This window comes from Janthinobacterium amylolyticum (assembly GCF_051380655.1).
GTDB lineage: Bacteria > Pseudomonadota > Gammaproteobacteria > Burkholderiales > Burkholderiaceae_D > Janthinobacterium.
Map to the genome: position 1 here is coordinate 97,240 of NZ_JBNYXL010000016.1, position 17,381 is coordinate 114,620.

The 17,381-nt window shown below is 57.7% G+C and carries 23 protein-coding genes and 2 pseudogenes; 19 read left to right on the plus strand and 6 right to left on the minus strand.

Annotated elements, in window-relative coordinates; genetic code table 11:
• Positions 1-36: 36 nt before the first annotated feature.
• From ACQ4WR_RS26830 to ACQ4WR_RS26855, 6 genes and pseudogenes are all read left to right on the plus strand, one after another.
• Positions 37-276: pseudogene (locus tag ACQ4WR_RS26830) on the plus strand (helix-turn-helix domain-containing protein); the annotation flags it as partial.
• A 20-nt stretch (positions 277-296) separates the two neighbouring features.
• Complete coding sequence (locus ACQ4WR_RS26835) at positions 297-476, plus strand: hypothetical protein (protein WP_436491040.1); 180 nt, start codon at positions 297-299, stop codon at positions 474-476.
• Positions 476-976 (plus strand): HNH endonuclease signature motif containing protein, encoded by a 501-nt coding sequence (locus ACQ4WR_RS26840; RefSeq protein ID WP_436491041.1) that lies wholly within the window; start codon positions 476-478, stop codon positions 974-976. The genes ACQ4WR_RS26835 and ACQ4WR_RS26840 overlap by 1 nt, the downstream gene beginning before the upstream one ends.
• A 155-nt stretch (positions 977-1,131) precedes the next feature.
• Positions 1,132-1,479 carry a helix-turn-helix domain-containing protein gene (locus ACQ4WR_RS26845; RefSeq protein WP_436491043.1) on the plus strand — a complete coding sequence of 116 codons (348 nt, stop codon included), beginning with the start codon at positions 1,132-1,134 and terminating at the stop codon, positions 1,477-1,479.
• Positions 1,476-3,485 carry a DNA cytosine methyltransferase gene (locus ACQ4WR_RS26850; RefSeq protein ID WP_436491045.1) on the plus strand — a complete coding sequence of 670 codons (2,010 nt, stop codon included), beginning with the start codon at positions 1,476-1,478 and terminating at the stop codon, positions 3,483-3,485. The genes ACQ4WR_RS26845 and ACQ4WR_RS26850 overlap by 4 nt, the downstream gene beginning before the upstream one ends.
• A complete protein-coding gene (locus tag ACQ4WR_RS26855) occupies positions 3,485-3,961 on the plus strand; it encodes an HNH endonuclease signature motif containing protein (RefSeq protein WP_436491046.1) in 477 nt (158 codons plus the stop codon). The genes ACQ4WR_RS26850 and ACQ4WR_RS26855 overlap by 1 nt, the downstream gene beginning before the upstream one ends.
• A 2-nt stretch (positions 3,962-3,963) precedes the next feature.
• Here the strand turns inward: ACQ4WR_RS26855 and ACQ4WR_RS26860 are convergent, their stop codons facing one another.
• Positions 3,964-4,191 carry a hypothetical protein gene (locus tag ACQ4WR_RS26860; RefSeq protein ID WP_436491048.1) on the minus strand — a complete coding sequence of 76 codons (228 nt, stop codon included), beginning with the start codon at positions 4,189-4,191 and terminating at the stop codon, positions 3,964-3,966.
• A 14-nt stretch (positions 4,192-4,205) separates the two neighbouring features.
• On the opposite strand from ACQ4WR_RS26860, the gene ACQ4WR_RS26865 reads away from it, so the two are divergent.
• Positions 4,206-4,634, plus strand: coding sequence for a hypothetical protein (locus tag ACQ4WR_RS26865; RefSeq protein WP_436491050.1), 429 nt, complete (start codon positions 4,206-4,208; stop codon positions 4,632-4,634).
• 110 nt (positions 4,635-4,744) lie between these two features.
• Here the strand turns inward: ACQ4WR_RS26865 and ACQ4WR_RS26870 are convergent, their stop codons facing one another.
• On the minus strand, positions 4,745-5,404 hold the full coding sequence (locus ACQ4WR_RS26870) for a hypothetical protein (protein ID WP_436491052.1): 660 nt from the start codon (positions 5,402-5,404) through the stop codon (positions 4,745-4,747).
• Positions 5,405-5,460: 56 nt separating this feature from the next.
• Here ACQ4WR_RS26870 and ACQ4WR_RS26875 point away from each other — a divergent pair, with 56 nt between their 5' ends.
• Genes ACQ4WR_RS26875 through ACQ4WR_RS26890 form a run of 4 tightly spaced genes read left to right on the plus strand, consistent with a single transcriptional unit; the run spans position 5,461 to position 7,787 of the window.
• A complete protein-coding gene (locus tag ACQ4WR_RS26875) occupies positions 5,461-5,949 on the plus strand; it encodes a nuclease domain-containing protein (RefSeq protein WP_436491054.1) in 489 nt (162 codons plus the stop codon).
• Positions 5,946-6,353 carry a hypothetical protein gene (locus tag ACQ4WR_RS26880; protein WP_436491056.1) on the plus strand — a complete coding sequence of 136 codons (408 nt, stop codon included), beginning with the start codon at positions 5,946-5,948 and terminating at the stop codon, positions 6,351-6,353. Before ACQ4WR_RS26875 ends, ACQ4WR_RS26880 begins: the two co-directional genes overlap by 4 nt.
• Positions 6,350-7,129, plus strand: a complete 780-nt coding sequence (locus ACQ4WR_RS26885; protein ID WP_436491058.1) for a YdaU family protein — start codon at positions 6,350-6,352, stop codon at positions 7,127-7,129. The genes ACQ4WR_RS26880 and ACQ4WR_RS26885 overlap by 4 nt, the downstream gene beginning before the upstream one ends.
• The gene (locus ACQ4WR_RS26890; protein ID WP_436491059.1) at positions 7,116-7,787 is read left to right on the plus strand and encodes a DUF6475 domain-containing protein; all 672 of its coding nucleotides are present in this window, start codon (positions 7,116-7,118) and stop codon (positions 7,785-7,787) included. The genes ACQ4WR_RS26885 and ACQ4WR_RS26890 overlap by 14 nt, the downstream gene beginning before the upstream one ends.
• Before the next feature lie 44 nt (positions 7,788-7,831).
• On the opposite strand, the gene ACQ4WR_RS26895 is transcribed toward ACQ4WR_RS26890, so the two are convergent.
• Positions 7,832-8,629 (minus strand): SGNH/GDSL hydrolase family protein, encoded by a 798-nt coding sequence (locus ACQ4WR_RS26895; RefSeq protein WP_436491060.1) that lies wholly within the window; start codon positions 8,627-8,629, stop codon positions 7,832-7,834.
• A gap of 173 nt (positions 8,630-8,802) precedes the next feature.
• Positions 8,803-9,147 (minus strand): TfoX/Sxy family protein, encoded by a 345-nt coding sequence (locus ACQ4WR_RS26900; protein WP_436491062.1) that lies wholly within the window; start codon positions 9,145-9,147, stop codon positions 8,803-8,805.
• Positions 9,148-9,265: 118 nt separating this feature from the next.
• Between ACQ4WR_RS26900 and ACQ4WR_RS26905 the strand changes: the two genes are divergently transcribed.
• Positions 9,266-9,514, plus strand: coding sequence for a hypothetical protein (locus tag ACQ4WR_RS26905; RefSeq protein WP_436491064.1), 249 nt, complete (start codon positions 9,266-9,268; stop codon positions 9,512-9,514).
• Positions 9,511-9,978 (plus strand): MepB family protein, encoded by a 468-nt coding sequence (locus ACQ4WR_RS26910; RefSeq protein ID WP_436491066.1) that lies wholly within the window; start codon positions 9,511-9,513, stop codon positions 9,976-9,978. The genes ACQ4WR_RS26905 and ACQ4WR_RS26910 overlap by 4 nt, the downstream gene beginning before the upstream one ends.
• A gap of 24 nt (positions 9,979-10,002) precedes the next feature.
• Here ACQ4WR_RS26910 and ACQ4WR_RS26915 read toward each other — a convergent pair whose 3' ends face one another.
• Positions 10,003-11,550, minus strand: a complete 1,548-nt coding sequence (locus ACQ4WR_RS26915; RefSeq protein WP_436491068.1) for a recombinase family protein — start codon at positions 11,548-11,550, stop codon at positions 10,003-10,005.
• A 110-nt stretch (positions 11,551-11,660) separates the two neighbouring features.
• On the opposite strand from ACQ4WR_RS26915, the gene ACQ4WR_RS26920 reads away from it, so the two are divergent.
• The 3 genes from ACQ4WR_RS26920 (at position 11,661) to ACQ4WR_RS26930 (ending at position 13,712) form a co-directional block, all read left to right on the plus strand.
• Complete coding sequence (locus ACQ4WR_RS26920) at positions 11,661-11,873, plus strand: hypothetical protein (RefSeq protein WP_436491069.1); 213 nt, start codon at positions 11,661-11,663, stop codon at positions 11,871-11,873.
• Positions 11,874-12,045: 172 nt separating this feature from the next.
• Complete coding sequence (locus tag ACQ4WR_RS26925) at positions 12,046-13,053, plus strand: 2-hydroxyacid dehydrogenase (RefSeq protein WP_436491071.1); 1,008 nt, start codon at positions 12,046-12,048, stop codon at positions 13,051-13,053.
• Positions 13,054-13,169: 116 nt separating this feature from the next.
• On the plus strand, positions 13,170-13,712 hold the full coding sequence (locus ACQ4WR_RS26930) for a hypothetical protein (protein WP_436491073.1): 543 nt from the start codon (positions 13,170-13,172) through the stop codon (positions 13,710-13,712).
• A 476-nt stretch (positions 13,713-14,188) separates the two neighbouring features.
• Here the strand turns inward: ACQ4WR_RS26930 and ACQ4WR_RS26935 are convergent, their stop codons facing one another.
• Positions 14,189-15,103: a DUF4055 domain-containing protein gene (locus tag ACQ4WR_RS26935; RefSeq protein WP_436491075.1), complete on the minus strand. Its 915-nt coding sequence runs from the start codon at positions 15,101-15,103 to the stop codon at positions 14,189-14,191.
• Between the two features lie 18 nt (positions 15,104-15,121).
• On the opposite strand from ACQ4WR_RS26935, the gene ACQ4WR_RS26940 reads away from it, so the two are divergent.
• From ACQ4WR_RS26940 to ACQ4WR_RS26950, 3 genes and pseudogenes are all read left to right on the plus strand, one after another.
• The gene (locus ACQ4WR_RS26940) at positions 15,122-16,405 is read left to right on the plus strand and encodes a hypothetical protein (RefSeq protein WP_436491077.1); all 1,284 of its coding nucleotides are present in this window, start codon (positions 15,122-15,124) and stop codon (positions 16,403-16,405) included.
• A 47-nt stretch (positions 16,406-16,452) separates the two neighbouring features.
• Entirely contained in the window at positions 16,453-17,139 is a 687-nt protein-coding gene (locus ACQ4WR_RS26945) for a hypothetical protein (protein ID WP_436491079.1), read from the plus strand.
• Positions 17,136-17,381 (plus strand): annotated as a pseudogene (locus ACQ4WR_RS26950) (hypothetical protein); the annotation flags it as partial. The gene ACQ4WR_RS26945 and the pseudogene ACQ4WR_RS26950, both read left to right, overlap by 4 nt.

The following is a 17,381-nucleotide window of genomic DNA, read 5'->3' on the forward strand; positions in this document are numbered from 1 at the left end:
TCGGCCTCTTTAATCACCATCAATTAGGAATATGACATGACGCAAACAAATGCAATCAAGCCGTACCGCTCGCTGGACGACGCCCACGGCAATAACGAATTGCTCGACATGCTGCTGGCCAAAGGCCCGAAGAACGACGCGGCGCTGGCCCGCGCGCTGGAAGTGGCGCCGCCCGTGATTTCCAAAATTCGCCACGGCCGTCTGCCGATCGGCGCCTCGCTGCTGATCCGCATGCACGAGGTGTTCGACGTGTCGATCCGCGAGCTCAAGCGCATCGCGCGCGCCGAGGTGGCGGCTTGACCTGGTCGACGATGCAGCCGGAAAGTGGCGCGCCGGCGCAGGCCGAGCAGGGCGCCCAGCAGCAAGGGCACGTCGAGCGTGAACTACCGGTCGACCCCGGTCACGTCCGGACGCGCCAGCACTACGAAGCAATGCTGCAGGAACTGCAAGGCCAGAAATCGAGGCGAATGTCTTGATGAAAAATGTACTCCCTAGCCAGGCCGAGCTTCGCCAACTTTTCAGCTACTGCGAACTGACGGGCGTATTCAGATATGCGGAAAAGACCTGTCGAAAAGTAGTTGTCGGCAAAGTCGCGGGCGCTCTGAAAAATGGCTACGTGCGTATTTACATCAACAGGGTCGGCTATCTGGCCCACCGGCTGGCGTGGGTCTACGTCCATGGCCGGGAGCCATCAGATTGTTTGGATCATATCAATGGTGATCGCAGCGACAACCGGATCGCCAATTTACGCGAGGCATCGATTGCCGAAAACAACCAGAACAGAGTGCATTTTAAGAAAAACTCATCGGGCCATCAAGGCGTCAACTGGGATGCATCGAGCAGTAAGTGGAGGGCAAAGGTTTATCTCAAAGGTAAGTGTATAGACCTGGGCCATTTTTCTGACAAAGAAGATGCGGCTAAAGCATATAGGGATGAAAAGAAACGAATACATCCATTCCAGACCCAAATTCCATAAAAAAAGCTCACCTGCAAGTGAGCTTTCTTAAAACGTAATAAATCCAGGAAAGAATTTATGTGCCAATTGTACACCATCAATATAGTCATCAGCACTCAGGCCCAGCTTGAGCACCATCGAGCGCAAGCGCAGACTGCATCTGTTTGGACGCAACCATGACGTCCACTACCCGTAATTCCGCCAACGCCGACCGCGCAGCCGATATCCTGGCCATGGTAAAGCGCTGCGGCGCCGCCACCATCATTGACATCGCCGACGATCTGACCCTGCACCGGGAAACCGTGCGCAAGCGCCTGCTCGCCCTGGTTGATTCCGGCAAGCTCGTGCTGATCGAGCCAGCTGCTGCACACGTCCGCGCCCTGTACGGCATGCCTGACCTGGACGATCAGGCCGAATTCGACCTGTACCGAAACCGCAGCAGCAACTGGCCACGCGGCCAGCACGGCCGTGATCCGCTCGTTGCAGCCATATTCGGCGCGCCAGCTGCGGAGGTCCGCCCATGAAGCGCGACCTCATTACCATCACCAAAGAGTTCCGCCACTTCCATTTCTGCTGCGGCCTGGGCGGTGGGAAGCAAGGCTTCAATGCTGCGCAGCCACATGTGGGCAATATGGCCGCGACGTTGCGCTGCATCGGCGGCATCGACAATGATCCTGCCGCGATCCGTGATTTTGATCGCGCCGGTCCTGGCCGCCCTGGTACCGTCATGGACCTGTTCACGCGCGCCCAGTACACGGCCTTTCACGGTAAGGAGCCGCCATCAGGTTGGCGCGAGGCCACCGCCGTCGATATCCGCCGCGCGGCCGGCCATGAGTCGCCGAACATCGTTTTCATCAGCTCCCCATGCAAGGGCGCCAGCGGCTTGCTGAGCGAGACGCTGAGCAAGACGGCAAAATATCAGGCGTTGAACGAATTGACGTTGCGCTGCATCTGGCTGATGTGCGAGGCCTGGGCTGACAACCCGGTCGACCTGATTGTGTTCGAGAACGTGCCGCGCTTGGCGACGCGCGGCCGGCACCTGCTCGACCAGATCAACCAGCTACTCCAGCAGTTCGGCTATGCCGTGGCCGAAACAACGCATGATTGCGGTGAGTTGGGTGGCCTGGCGCAGAGCCGAAAGCGATTCCTGCTCGTGGCGCGCCACATGGAAAAAGTGCCGCCATTCCTCTATGAGCCAGAGCGGAAGCGCCTGCGCGCCGTCGGCGACGTGCTGGGCCGCATGCCGTTCCCTGGCGATGCCGCTGGCGGCCCGATGCACCGCATTCCGCGCCTGCAGTGGAAAACGTGGGTGCGCCTGGCTTTCGTGGAGGCCGGCAGCGACTGGCGCAGCCTGAACAAGCTGGCCGTCGAGAATGGCCATCTGAGCGATTACCTGATCGTGCCGGACATGCACAACGGCGTGCTGGGCGTGCGCGACTGGGACGTGCCCACAGGAACGGTAACTGGCAACAGCCGCCCGGCGACCGGATCCTTTTCTGTTGCTGATCCTCGCCACTTCGGCCCGGACAAGCACAGCAACGAATGCCGCATCAACCCATGGACCGACCCTGCAAAGGTGGTGTCGAGTGCTCACAGCACTGGCCAATGCGTGGCCGACCCGCGATATGTCAACGAGGGTGATTATGGCCAGCTCGGTGTGCGGCAATGGGATAAGCCTACCGGCACGATCACGGGCCAGCGCTCGCCGATACAAGGTGGCTTCTCTGTCGCTGACCCGCGCCCACCAAGCGGCCCGATATTCAGCAAGTACGCAGTCACCCGCTGGGACAAACGCACCGGTACCGTGATCGGCGGCGATGACCAGGGCGCATACGCCGTGGCCGATCCACGATCGAGCACCGGCTTCGAAGGCGCGGGCAAGTACCTGGTCACGCCGTTCGATGAGGCGGCCGGCACCGTGATCGCCGGCAGTACGACCGGCCAAGGCGCATTCTGCGTCGCCGATCCGCGCGCGATCAATCGCCAAAAGGGCGATGCATTCCTGACCGGTGGCCACTACGGCGTGCTGCCGTGGGATGGCCAGAGCGGCGCCGTCAGCGCTTCGGCCGGCTACGACAATGGCCGATGGAGCATCGCAGACCCGCGCATTGACGAAGCGCCGCAGCTGCCCGCCCTGAACCAGAAAACGGTCACGCTGATCCGCGCGCTCGACGGCACCTGGCACCGGCCATTCACGACGCTGGAACTTGGGGCGCTGCAATCGCTGATCGATCCGGACGAGCATTGGTCGACCGATCCGAAAATCCAGCGTGAAATTGACGACCACAAGCGCCGGACTGGCGCCAGCGCGTTCCCGCTGCTCGACGGCACCAACGATAGCGCGCATCGCGAGCGCATCGGCAATGCCGTGCCGAAACTCGCCGCACAGGCAATAGGCGAGGTGATGGGCACCACGCTGCTGCTGGCAGCCGCCGGCGAGACGTTCATGCTCAGCGCCATGCCGATATGGGTGCAGCCTGTGGCGCTCGCTATTGCGGCGTCGCAGGCTGGCGCGGGAGGTGAATTGTGATGGCGAACACTCGAACCGAAGCCGGCCGCTTCATGTCCGGCAAGAGCTATTCGCCGGCCACGCAGTTCAAACCTGGCCAGCATCCGGCGCCAGCGACAGAAATTCAGCCTGGCCAGCGGCTCTCGCCGGCGACAGAGTTCAAGCCTGGCATGGATGCGCACAACCGGCTACCCGTCGGCGCCGTGCGCGTGCGCCGCGAAACGCATACCGGGCTCGATCGCGCCTGGGTAAAAACGGCCGAGCCGAACGTGTGGCGCAAGCGTGCGGTGCTGGTGTGGGAGGTTGAGCACGGCCCGGTGGCGCGCGGTCTGGTTATTCACCACCGCGACCGTGACAGTTTGAACGATGCGCCGGCCAATCTCCAGGCGCTGACGCGCAAGGAGCATGCGGACGAGCACCGCTGCGAACTGGAGGCAGCCCGTGCGCGGAACGGCGCCAACTTCGCGCATGAGCGCGAGATTGCGAGGGCAGCTTGAGCCTATTTCATTCCATCGATTTTGGCCTCGGCAGCTATTTTTGCATCGCGAACAGCTTCCTTTTGCGTCCTCAAGCGACGCCCTATGTTGTCTACCTCGATATTTTCACCAGCAACAACATACGACCAAGTCCAAGTGCCGCTCCCATTCTCACCGGTCCATATCGTGATGGAGTGGCCTCGATAATCAAATGGCTCGTGGGTCATTGCAATCCTTTCGAAATATTTCACAAAGGAATCCTACCATGATGTATGACTTGGCAAGAGCAGAGCGGCAGCACCGCGCTATCGCCAATGAAAAGCCGGCGCCAACCTTGGCGCGCAAAGCCTGCGCCTGCGGCAAGCGCACCACCGCCAAGCAGCTGGCCCAGCACGGCAAATGCGCCGCCTGCGCGCTGGCGGCCGTCCGCGACGCAATCATGCCCGGCGACCTCGCCAAGCTGCAGCACATGCTCGGCGCAGTGCAGCAATATCCAAAGTCCAAGTGGGGATGGCGCAACTATTTTGCCGCCGGCAGCGGCCAGCAGCACGAGGCCATGCAGCGCCTGGTGGTCGCCGGCCTGGCCACGGCTGGCCGTGCATGCGGCGACATGACCTATTTTTACGCTACCCGCCTGGGATGCAAGGCTGCTGGCCTCGACGCCGCTGGCATCAAGCGCGCGATGGAGGATTGACCATGCCTACTAATACTCCGGCCAAATCCGAAGCCAACACCGTACGCTACTTGGCTCAATTTCACAAAGGCAATGCCTTCGACCTTGCGCAGCGAGAGTGCAACATCATATTAATTAGCGAGCTCAAGGTTGAGAGCATCGACAAGCTCTTGAATACTTGCCATCGCCTCAATGTAGGCAGCGCGCAGCGCGGCAGCGTATTCAACGGCGATCTGAATTCGTCCAGCAAGGTGATTCCTATGCAGGTCGTCATTAAATTTGTCGGCGAGGTAGCCGCATTCCTCGATTTTCGCTACAAAAGTGTTGTTAAGCCGCATGCTTTGAACAAAACTCATTGCCTTGGTGTAACCGACGACAATTTTTTGCCTCAAAACAGGATCAGGAATTTCGCCCAACCTGTTGACGCATGCGCTGTAGATCGGAAATGGATGTTCGGTTGCCGGAACAATATAGCGGAAAAATTCGCCAGATTGCAGGCCAAGGAGGAGGGCACCATTTCGGGTATTAAACCCAGATACCACGATCGACATTTCGTCGTTCAGGCTACTGAGCAATTGTTTAGTTCGAGCCTTTTCAGCCGCAGCCGCTTGCCTTATGGAGCTTCGTTGTTGCCAATAAGGCACCCATATTGCGATTCCGATTGCGATGATGGAGCCAATCGCCTGTACCCAGGCGGGAGTATTAGTACTGGACCACGGAATAATGGCAAGGCCGTAACCGCTTGCAAAGGAAAGCAGGCCCAACGCAGCGAATTGAAAAAATGCTTTCATGAATTTCCTCGTGGATATTGGCAACATAATAACAGGTCGTCTTGTTGGTGGACGGCATGAAGCGCTCTTCGATGAAGCCAGGCAAGCCCTTAGCGCGCACGCCATTCAAGCGCACCTCGCCCATGCCGAGCACCGGCATGCTCTCCTTGCAGTCTCACCAGCGCACGGCGCCGAAGCGCAAGGCCGGCCTGAAGGCCAAAGGACCGCGCTCGACGCCGATCCGGCGCGCCGCGCGCGGCCAGGACTGCACGTTGCGTCTGGCCGTCTGCAATTTTGACCCTGACACGACCGTGCTATGCCACAGCAATTTCCTGGCGGACGGGAAGGGCATGGGCCTGAAGGCGTCAGACACCGCCGCCGCCTTCGGTTGCAGCGCATGCCACGACGTGCTCGATGGCCGGCGGCCGCGCCCGGCTGATCTATCTCTGGCCGGCCTGGAGGCTGCCTTTCGCGCGGCCGTCGTCACCACACACGAAATTTTACGGTCGATGGGCCTGCTCGCTTCGCTGCCCAGTGACCAAAAACAAAATATGGAACACACATGACGCGCATTAACTTCCGTGATTTCGTGTTGGGCGCCATGCCCGGCACCAAGGCAGATATCGTTAATAAGTCGGGCGTCAGCCAAGCAGCCGTGCTGCGCTGGGTCCGCTTGCTGCACGCCGAGCGCAAGATCTACATCGCCAGCTGGAAGCCACACCCGCGCGCCGGTGCAGCCATGGCTGTGTATGCCGTGGGAAATCTGCCGGACGCGCCATGCAAGCTGCGGCACCTGACTAAGCGCCAGATTCGCCTGCGCTTCGAGGCCAAGGCCAAGAAGGACGGCCGCTACGACACGATGAAGGCGCGCTGGCGCAGCAAGTACTGGATCCGAAAGGCGGGCGCCGTGGGCGATCCGCTGGTAGTGGCCCTGTTCGGCACGGCGTGTGTGCAGGAGGCCCGACCTTGAACTACTACAGCCACCACATTGGCGATTACACCACCGACACCGCACATCTTTCTCTACTGGAGGACGGTGCATATCGTCGCCTGATGGATCGTTATTACACAACGGAAGCCCCATTGTCGAACGACGAAGCAGGACTCTTCCGCCTGGTGCGCGCGCGATCGGATGAGGAGAAGGATGCCGTGCGCATTGTCCTGCAGGAGTTTTTCCAGGCAACGGACGCAGGCTGGGTGCATAAGCGCTGCGATGCCGAGATAGCTGCGTTCAAAGACAAGAGCATGAAGGCCGCAGATGCCGCCAACAAGCGATGGAATAAGGGTGGCAGTACGGATGCTATGCCGACGCATAGCGAAGGCAATGCAGGCGCACTGCCAACCAATAACCAAGAACCAATAACCAATAACCATAAACCAGTAAAAACAAAAGACAAGTCGCCTCAGGCTCCCGATGCATTGTTTCCTGGCGTTGATTCTCAGATTGTCGCTGATTTCAAGGCGCTACGGACGAAGCACAAGGCTCCGATTACCCAGACCGCCATTCAGGGCATCGTCCGCGAAGCGGAGAAAGCAGGGCTGACCTTGGAAGGCGCGTTGCGCATCTGCTGCGAGCGTGGCTGGCGCAGTCTCAAAGCCGAATGGATCACGCAGCACGGGCTGCGCGCTGGACCAGGGCAGGGCGCCAGCACGGTCTATGACCAGACCATGGCCGCTGCGGAGCGAGCCAAGGTACGAATTTTCGGCAATGCAGGAGCACAGGGAGGACAGCATGACGCAGGATGACTACGAGGATTTCGCTGGTATGGTGGGTGGTATTACCGAGCTGTACGGGCGCGCGGCCAGCGAGTTTGCCATCACGATCTGGTGGGGAGCTCTACGGCAGTATGACCTTGCCGCCGTGCGCCAGGCCTTCGACCGCCACGTTCGCAACCCCGATAGCGGCCAGTTCGCACCGAAGCCGGCCGACCTGATTCGCATGATGGGTGGCACGACGCAAGACTCGGCTATGGTGGCCTGGGCCAAGGTCGACCGCGCGCTACGCGTAGTTGGAACTTATCGGAGTGTGGCATTTGATGACGCTCTAGTGCACCGCGTGCTGACTGAAATGGGAGGATGGACGGCGCTGGGCGTGAAGACCGAGAAGGAGTGGCCTTTCATTGCCAAGGAGTTCGAGAATCGGTACCGAGGCTATCGCATGCGCAATGAGCATCCAGATTATCCGCCGATCTTGGTGGGTCTTGCTGAAGCACAGAACGCTCAAGCGGGCTTTGAAGGAGAAGGGCCGACGCTAATTGGCGACCAGGAGCAGGCGCACCAGGTCATAGCGTTTGGTTCAACTCAGCCACTGCTCGAAATGCGGCACGCTTCTGCGATGGCAATGGGTGTAACGCGGATGGATCCGCCCATACGCGTTGAGCACGCCGTCCACAGTGGGCGGTAAATGCAGGGACGGCGCATTGCGATAGCACCTCGCCTTAAAAAAAATTAGGCGGCCAAGCTGAGGCTCTGAAGTACTGGTGCCCAGCGGGTAACCGCAATTTTTTTGAACCCAACCGGCTTTGGATGGATTTCATTGGCCCATTGGTTCGGCTCAAGACATCCACGGCTGTCGACAAGTAGTATTCGTGTCGGATCGATTTGAGTTAATTTTACAAGTTCGGCAGTTAGTCTGTCGATTACGAGTCTGACGCAGCCTGCCTGCAAGGCCAATGGTACGTTTGAGTCGTCCAACGCCATGCGTAGCCACGTCGATTCTTTGCCAAATACGCCTTTCCCAGTGGGAAGTGCGTAATCATAATTATGGAGAACAATACGCACATCCGGCCCTGCCGCCGCCATGATCTGGCCGATGAGTATTTCATAGTTCTCAGCAGTTTTGCTCATCAGCCAATTAAGGGTACGGTAATCTGAACCTGGGCGAAAGCAATCATCCGGTGTTTTCGCGCTAGAGCAATTGATATTAAGCATCGGCTGCAGATCATTGACACCGGCAAAGTCGTTGCCACCACCGCTAATGAACGCCGCCGAGAGTGACGGCCCGTGGAGTTTTAGTGCTCTTTTGATCAACTTCGTGTGTTTGCCAGTGACATAATCGACGATCTCCGCACCATTTTCCCCGAGTGCGAAGATTACGTGCTCCTTGGAGGCCACAAGTTCGCCAAGTTGGTTGAGCAACGATCCTCCAGGGAATGGATACCAGAACCAGGAGTCGCCAATAGCCAGGATCGAAGGGTAGCGGCCTTCCGCCGTCATTGCGCTGTCTGACCAGAACACGTTGCCCATAGCTTCTCCCGGAACGATAATCGTTATATTTTGCGGCTCAGGTGATGCGTTTCATCGATTCTGATAGCAATATTACTTTTTGAATGTTACCAGAAGTTTATCTACTTAAACTATTTAAAAACTATCCAATAGTCACGATTATGATTTGAGTTATTGTTGCGATTTAGTGCAATTTACGTTTTTGGCTTTGGCCCCTTAGGTTTTGGCAGCGGCAATGCATCGGCCGTGCGCCGCGCCAGCTGGCTCAGCCAATCGCGCTCGTCCCACAGTCCGCCATCAATCAAAAAATATGGTTTGGCTTGTGGGTAGGGCGGTGCTTCCTGCGGCGTGCCTTGCGCGCTGATCCATGTGCGTCCCGCGTCCGTCGGCTTGATGAACAGCTGGTCGTCGGCAACGATGGCGAACATCTTGCCGTCGCAATACAGGCCGTACTCGCCAAACATTTTTTTCGCGCTGATGCCGCCTGCGCCAGCCAACTGGTCGAGCAGGTAATCCACGGTGCCTTGCTGTGACGCCATGTTGTCCTCCGTATGAAGGAATAGTGTAGCGTAAGCCTCTATCTTGGCGGCCTTTTTTTGGCCATGTACTGGCCAGGATCGGCCGGCGCGGCTACACTATGGCCATTGATTTTTTTGCATGACGTATTTGCCCATGACACCCGAGCATATTATTCACCGTGGCACCACCATCGCCACCCTGTCGGCTGACCAGTCCGTCCACACCCATTGCGCACCGGGCCATACGGCCATCCGCCAGCAGGCCGACGGCTGGTGGCTGTATTTTGTCGACGAGGATGGCAAGGTCGATGGCTATGACAGCCCGTTCACCAGTCACGACGAGGCCCTTTGGGCGGCCAAGGCCGCGGCCGAGTTCAGCGCGCAATGAAGGCCAGTCCATGGGCTTTCCTAGGCTTGCCGCAAGCGCCCGTGCCGGAAGCGGAAAGCGCGCAATACGGCGCCTGCCGCGCCGAACTGCACGGCAAACGCGTGGTCCTGCGCGTAGCCAAAACCACGCCGACGAAAATCGGCCAGTTCGTCACGGTCTGGAAGCGCCCCCATCCCGACGCCGAGATCGCTCCGCTGGACGAAGCGGACCCCGTCGATGTCGTCATCATCACCGTGGCAGACGAAGATGACGCGCGGCACGGCTTTTTCATTTTCCCGCGCAGCGTGCTGTTGGAACGGGGCGTGATGTCGCGCTCCAGCCAGGGCGGCAAGCGCGCGCTACGCGTGTATGCACCGTGGTGTGCGCCAGAATCGGGCCAGGCACTGCGCACGCAACGATGGCAGGGGGCATATTTTGTAGCGGAAGGGGATCAGTTAGGTCTTGCTCGACAACTTGAAATTTGATTCTGTACATCTGTAGGGAATTGGTTATCGAATTGCCCCAAATATTGCATCGAGAGTGGAGTGCCGATACCTGCTAAGAGTTGGTATGTTCGCCTCAGTAAGAGTAATTTGCACCTTGAGGAAGTCGGCCTTCGGAAAAAGAAAAAATGCATTTGCTTTTGTGTTTTCAAGGTCAAGGAGTACGGCGAGAACGAAGTCGCATCTAGATTCTTCGTCCATTCGGACACGCCAACGGGGAAGGGCCTTCTTCTCGTAGAGGCACCGCGCGATAGCTATTTTTAAAATCGTAATCCCATTAAGCAAGAACGTATTCCGCGATAGACCTCGCTCTAAACCAACTCCTGCATTTGTTATTAACGTCGCGATTTGATCGTGCGTCTCCGCGCGGACATTGCGCACAACTGCGCGGGTAGCTACATTCTTGCATAAATTGGTAGGGGGCAATCCTGCCAGGGCATAGGCCTCTAGCATGGTCCCGAAGTAGTATGCAAACATTTGTGCGCCGGGAAGTGCATCATCCTGGTCGATTAGGGCAGTGGTCACCTTTCCATGCATATGATGTAGCTTTCGAAGCATTTCTAAGAGTTCTTCTTTTGGTATCGGAGCGAGGCGATGTTTACGCTCTTGCTGCGCTTTACGGAAAAGAGCAACTGGAATGAGGGGAGGGAAGGCACCGATCCTTTGTATCCACATCGACGTTGGATTTTCGATGTGACGCTTTCGGAGCTTAAAGGAAGCTCTGTTGTAGATGATGTTGCCGATGTACTTTTCGTTCGTAAGCACATCCCGAACGCAGTCACGGGTCCAAGCGCGCCCGCATTCGCGAGGGGCTTCCATGGCGTTAAGCAAGAAAGCAATTTCGGTCTCACTTAGTTTTTCTAGCACGTACCAGTCGTACACGGCCCGAAGAATCTCGAGCTCATCGCTTGGCCCAGGAACAAGGACTACACGGTCAGTAGGATGACTCTTCCTCTCGCCAAATGCCAGCGCCGGCTTGGCCTTGCCACTTGCACTGACAGGGATCCGGCGCAATCCGAATCCTGCTCGGCCACCTTGCTTAAATCCCATTTCTACAAAACGGCACTGAGCTGCAAACACCTTGGTTGAAAGTTCTTTGCTGTACTCGGCGGCCATGGCGCGCTTTACGCTCTTAATTATGGACGAGACCGAAGATCCATTGTTCTCGAAGTCTTCTGCACAATAGACGATGGCGACTCCTGCGCGGCGGCATATGTATTCGTAGTAGGCGCTTTCGTCCAAGTCCTGGAACCTTCCCCAGCGGCTTATGTCATAGGCAAGTATCGACTGAAATGGTGCTACGCCACTTTGCACGTCTTCTATCAGGCTTTTTAAGCCTGGGCGAGAGGAAAAATCGAGCCCGCTCCTACCCTCGTCGGTGTATGTCTTGATAATGTCTATGCCATGGCGTTCTGCATACTCCGAAATGCAATGAAGCTGATGTGAAACAGAATGATTTTGATTGTCTGTAGACATCCGGACGTATACTGCAGCTGTCGGCTTTGCACTTTTTTCCTTCGCCTTTGGAACGTGTATGACTGCTTTGCGTCGCATGCTATTCCCCTATAGACAGTGCCTAGTGCGGCGAGCTTTTTGCACTTGTTTGATGCGGATCAACACCTGGCCCTTCACCTGTCGCATCCTAATGAAACAGGGAGGGTGCTATGTTTGATAATGCGACTGAAAAAACGTTACGACTGATTGCTGCCGGGGTGTATCTGAAACGAATACATGGCCTGGAGTTCGCGGTTCTTTTGCTGATAGATGCCGGGCTTTGTGAAGGTATCGCAAGAGCTGCCCTGCAAGAAGATCGGACTTACTTAGGTAGGGACTTGACGTTGAAAAACTGCCCGAGTGACGGTATACATCCGGAATGATCTGAAACCTATTGCAGTGTCGCACGATTCGGGTAACCCTTTCCTTTTTCTCTGGCCGGCAGTCCTCGTCGCTAGGTATTCAATTGCGTGGTCATACAGTTTGGAAAGGAGTAATCTTTTGTGTAGCCATTTTTAACAATTACAAATTGCGTTCGCGCGAAGGATCTCTAAGATGAAAATCGCTGTATTCAGCTCCCAACCATATGATCGCCGTTTTCTCAATGAGAAAGCAGATCAACGCGATACTCAAGATGCAGTGGAGATGCGTTTTCACACTGAATCCTTGTCCCTGCAGTCCGTGGCTCTTGCACAAGGATGCAAAGCAATCTGCGTGTTTGTAAATGATGTGCTTGACGCCGAAGTGCTGCATGCTCTTGCTCACATTGGTGTGCGCGCGATCTTGTTGCGTTGCGCAGGTTTCAATAACCTCGATATCGAGGCAGCACGGCGGTTGGATTTTTTTGTCGCACGCGTGCCTGCATATTCACCGGAGGCTGTTGCTGAGCATGCACTTGCCTTAACGCTGACGCTGAATCGCCGAACTCACCGTGCCTATGCAAGGGTGCGCGAAGGCAATTTTGCGCTTGATGGCCTTTTGGGGAGCAATCTGCACGGGAAGACGGTGGGTATCATAGGAACAGGAAAAATTGGCTTGGCTACCGCAAAGATTTTTAACGGTTTCGGCTGCCGACTGTTGGGTTTTGATCCGTTCCCATCGTCGGCGTTTGAAGCATTCGGCGAAATGGTTGAACTGTCCGAGCTTCTATCCGAGTCGGATTTCGTCTCACTGCATTGTCCGCTCACAACCGATACCCACCACCTCATAAACGCCGATACGCTCAATCTGATGAAGGAGGGGGCTATGTTGATCAATACTTCACGTGGAGCTCTCATTGACACACAGGCAGTGATTGACGCGTTGAAGTCGCGCCAGCTAGGCTCCTTGGCCATCGATGTGTACGAACAAGAAAGCAACCTTTTCTTCGAGGACCGGTCCGGCGACATCATTACGGATGATATTTTCCAACGCCTGATGACGTTCCCGAATGTTCTTGTTACCGGACATCAAGGTTTCTTTACCATTGAAGCTATGCGTGAGATTGCCACCACAACCTTTGATAATTTGTCCGCATATCAGCTTGGCGCCGAGTGTTCGAACCTTGTGCCAGGTACATACTGACGGTTCTCGTTTTCCCAAAAGTTAGCGGTGCATAGCTTGCTCCGCTGCTGATACTTTCGGCCGCCAGGCCGGTGAAATCCCATGCTACGATTGTCGAATTCTGACAGGAGTAGAGCATGGGATTTGCTGAAAAGTATGTTGCCTCAATCGGATCGAGCAATTTAATGGATGACGCGCAGCACCACCAGACTGACCCGCTCGCCGCTGCGGCGCTGGCTGGTGACATCGGCGCGCTGCTGTGCCGCGTGAAGTATGCCGACGGCACGCTAAACCGCATGTTTGAGGGCAACCAGCAGAATCTGGCGCAGCTGTTGCGCATCTGGACCGCCGAAGTGATCAAGCGTGGTCGGTTCCGCCGCTGGGTGCCAGAAAATACAGCCTGGGATGCGGCAGCGGCGCAAGCGCTTTACCGGCGCGTAGCCGAGAAGTCGCTGGCGCACTGGCTGGACAGCAAGTGCAGGGGATGCAGCGGTACCGGCGTCAAGGTGCTGCTGGGGAATGGGCAGTGCACGTCCTGCAAAGGAACCGGCGTTGCACCAGTGTACGGCGTGGCCGGCCTGGAGCTGGAGCGCGTCAAGGACATGGTGAGCGAACTCAGCGCCATTTATGACAGCCATTCTGGCCGGGCGGGCAGTCTGTTACGCGGCGGAGACATGTAGCGCAGGTTTTCTTTAAGCCTGTGTTTACAAACAGTATTTCTGAGGTATACTTCAATCCTCAGTTCAAGAAAATTCTTCCGGAAATCGTAATGTGCGCATCGCGCCACCGATAGCTGGAACTCGCGACAGTACCCGGACCCAGCGCCGTACCTGCACGCCTTGAATTTGTCGCTCACCACGCATTATGGCCGTGGAAGATTAGTAAAAAAGCCCGGCGCGTACGCGACCCGGGCTTTTTTATTGGCACGTGGCAGCAAGCCGATTCAGGCCTTGTAAGTCACCCTAACCAAGTCAGCAGTGCAAACGGCAATTAGAGCCGTAACCGCGCTCTTGGCGCCGGTGGAGCTGGAATTCCCGAGCCTTCGGCTTCCTCAATAGCAAGGTCAAGGACCAGCGCTTCGGACTCGGATTTAGTCTCCGGCTCAGTAGACACGCCACTTGACTCCTCGATGACCTTTTGAATGGGAGTGCGCTCATCAGATAAGTTGGTGCCGGTAGGCGCTCATCCTCGTATAACCTTGATCGAATTCGCCCGAGATTTTCCCACTCGCGGCACTCTTGAACAGCAACTCAGCACTGGCCTCGGCCAGCGAAGCGGCACCGAAGTCCTTGAAAATGGTAATGTGACCGCCTTCAGCCTCATTCACCCATTCAGCCATCAGCTGCAGCGCCTGGTCCGCCGCGTCTTCGACGTTGCCCGCGATCTTCTGCAGCGCGCATGCGCCCTGCTCGTTGTCGGCCAGGGTCTGCGATTCGGTCACGTTGCCGGGCTTAATCACCAGCAGTTCGGCGCCCGCCTGCCGCATGCGGTCTTCCAGATCGAGGATGGACAGGCGGCCGGCCTCGATGGCCTTGCCGCCGTGCTCCACGAACTTCAGGTCGCCTTCGGGCGATTCCGACTTGACCGCGCTGCCGGCGCCGACGGTGATACCGCCCTCGCCCAGCATCTTGGCAAACAGGATCGGCACGCGCGCGACGTGCAAGATGTTCTGCTGGTCGCTCTTGCTCTGCCAATGCTCGACGTTGCTGTGCGCCAGTTCAAGCAGCGGCGGCGTGGCCTGCATGTAGCCCAGGCGCTTGCCGTAGACCGGAACGAATGCGATGCGCTTCAGCGTAGTGGCGCCTTCTTCGTGCAGCACCCAGTCCTTTTTGCCTGCCGTTTCGCGTTGGCGCCAGGTCTGCCAAGTGCCGCGCCCCAGGACGCGCACCTGCTCAATTTCCTTGGTGTCGAAGTCGCCATCCGGCTCGGACACGCTTTCCAGCAAACGCAGCTGGGTCAAGCCTTCCAGGCTGGTGGCATTCTTCGGCAGCCAGCCCAGGATGTTTTGCACGTGCACCTGAACGAAGTACCCGATCGTGAAGAGCACGACGACCACCGCGCCGCTGCGCATGTAACAACAAGGATTTCCATGACTGACGCCGTACGCAAACAATCAGCCGAAGCCGCGAAGCTGAACGAGGATTACCGCCAGAACCTTGCTGCAATCAAAGCTGTCGATCCGGCTTCGCCACTGCTCACGCCTGAGGCTGTTGCCGCTGGCATTGCCGCCAGAACAAAAGCACATATGGAGCAAGCGAAACCGAAAGCGGATCAGGTCGAAAACACCCAACTCGCCGACCAGATCAAGCAGTATGAGAGGGAAGCCGCGTTAGCCAAGGCGCATTACGATGAATTGGCCAAACTGGACGATATGTATCTGAGGGGCGGGGAGTTGTCAGTTCAGCAGGCATACGAGAACAAGCGCTCGTATGCGACCAAAACATACGAAGCGCAGATTGATGCGTATGACCTGGAGCTCGATGCGTTGACCAGCCACAACAGCCGGACCAAGGGTGAGGCTGCGAAACACGAAAAGCAAATCAACGAGATCCTCGGGAAGCGTGACGCGGCCGAGAAAGCCTATTTTGACGAGAGCTTCCGTCGGGACGAAGAGGAGCGCTTGCGCCAAGCGGCGATCGCCACCGCCGCATCAGATGCTGCAAACAAGGAAATTGCGGCGATTAACGCCCAGGTCGCGGCCGTTGAGGAGCAAATTCGCGCGTACAACTTGTTGCCGGCGCAAAAAACCGCCCTGGCTGTCGCTGACCTTCAAGAACAAAAGGCGGCCCTTGCTAGCTTCGAGGGCAACGAGAAGGTTATCGACGGCATCAATAGAAAAATTGAAGCATTGAACCGCCTTAGCATTGTGCAGGGCAAGGCTTCGGCGCAAGAGCAGGGTGGCGACGTGGCCAAGGCCAAAGAGCTGCTGGATATCCTGACGGCTGTCGACACCGCAACGAAGTCGGCAGCGCAGGGGATGACGGCGTCGTTTGGCGCGGTTGGCACGGCCATCGGTGGACTGACGACAGCATTGTCTGGCTATGCCGTGCAGCAGCAGGCAATCGCTGCACAATTGGCAGCATCCACCAAGGATGCGCATGGAGATCCCACCAAGGTAGCAAAAGCCCAAGCGGCGGCCGCGCAGCAGGGCGCCCAAGCACAGGTCAAGAGCTACGGCGACATGGCCAGCGCTGCCAAGGGATTTTTCAAAGAGAACTCGGCCGGTTACAAGGCGATGGAGGGCGTAGAGAAAGCGTACCGCGCGTATGAAATGGCTATGGCCGTCCAGAGCATGCTTGCAAAAAGTGGCTTGCTTACCGCATTTACCGGGCTGTTCGTCACGTCGAAAGCTGCCGAGATGACCGCATCCTGACGCCGGAACAGCGGTATGCCGAGGCACGAGCCCAGTTCGAAAAAACCTTGGCGGCAGCCAATGCCGGCGACACGGCGGCGCAGTCTGGACTGTCGGCCGCCGAGCAGGCATTCCTGACGGCTTCGCAGGTAGTCAACGCCTCGGATGCCAAGTACGCGGCGGATTACGCGCGCGTCATCGCGGCCAATGACGAGGCGGCGAAATGGGCATCGGCGCAGGTCGACGTGCAGCAGGCCAGCCTGGACGCCTTGAAGGCGCAGGTGTCGGGCCTGATCGCCATCAACGACAGCGTGCTGACGGTGGCGCAAGCCATCGCCAACCTGCGTGCGGCGATGGGCACGGCGACTGGCCTGGGTGTGCAGTTCGACGGTTCGCATGCCGGCGGCCTGGCCAATGTGCCGTTTGACGGCTACGCGGCTGAGTTGCACGAAGGCGAAGTGGTGGTCGATGCACCTGCCGCTGCTGCCATGCGACGCTACTTCGGCGGCGCGCCGAGCCAGGGTGGCGGCAACACGGATGCGCTGGTGGTCGAAATTCGCGGTTTGCGCGAGGACAACAAGGCCATGCGCGAAGAGATCAAGGGGCTGCGGGCGGATCAGGCCAAGCAGACCGGCGATACCATCCGTGCCACGGCCGAGTCGAACGCCAGTGCCGCCAAGACGGTAGTGGCCGGCGTTGATAAATCAGCCAAAGGCTCAGCCTGGGCCAATACAGTGAAAGGTGAATACGCATGACCGACGAGCAATTTCTACAATGGCTGCAAAGCCCGTCGGCCGTGCGCATGGTGCTGATCGAGGCCCAGGTGAACGTGGCCGGCCAGGAGGTGACCCGGTACATCGCCTCCCGGCCGTATGTCACTGGGCCGGCTGAGGTGCCGGCCAACACCGAGTATCTGCCGCTGGCCACCGGCGGCCTGGCCTTCACGGAACAGGTCAGCCTGACGGGCGAGGCTGGATTGTCGGGCGGCGACATCGAG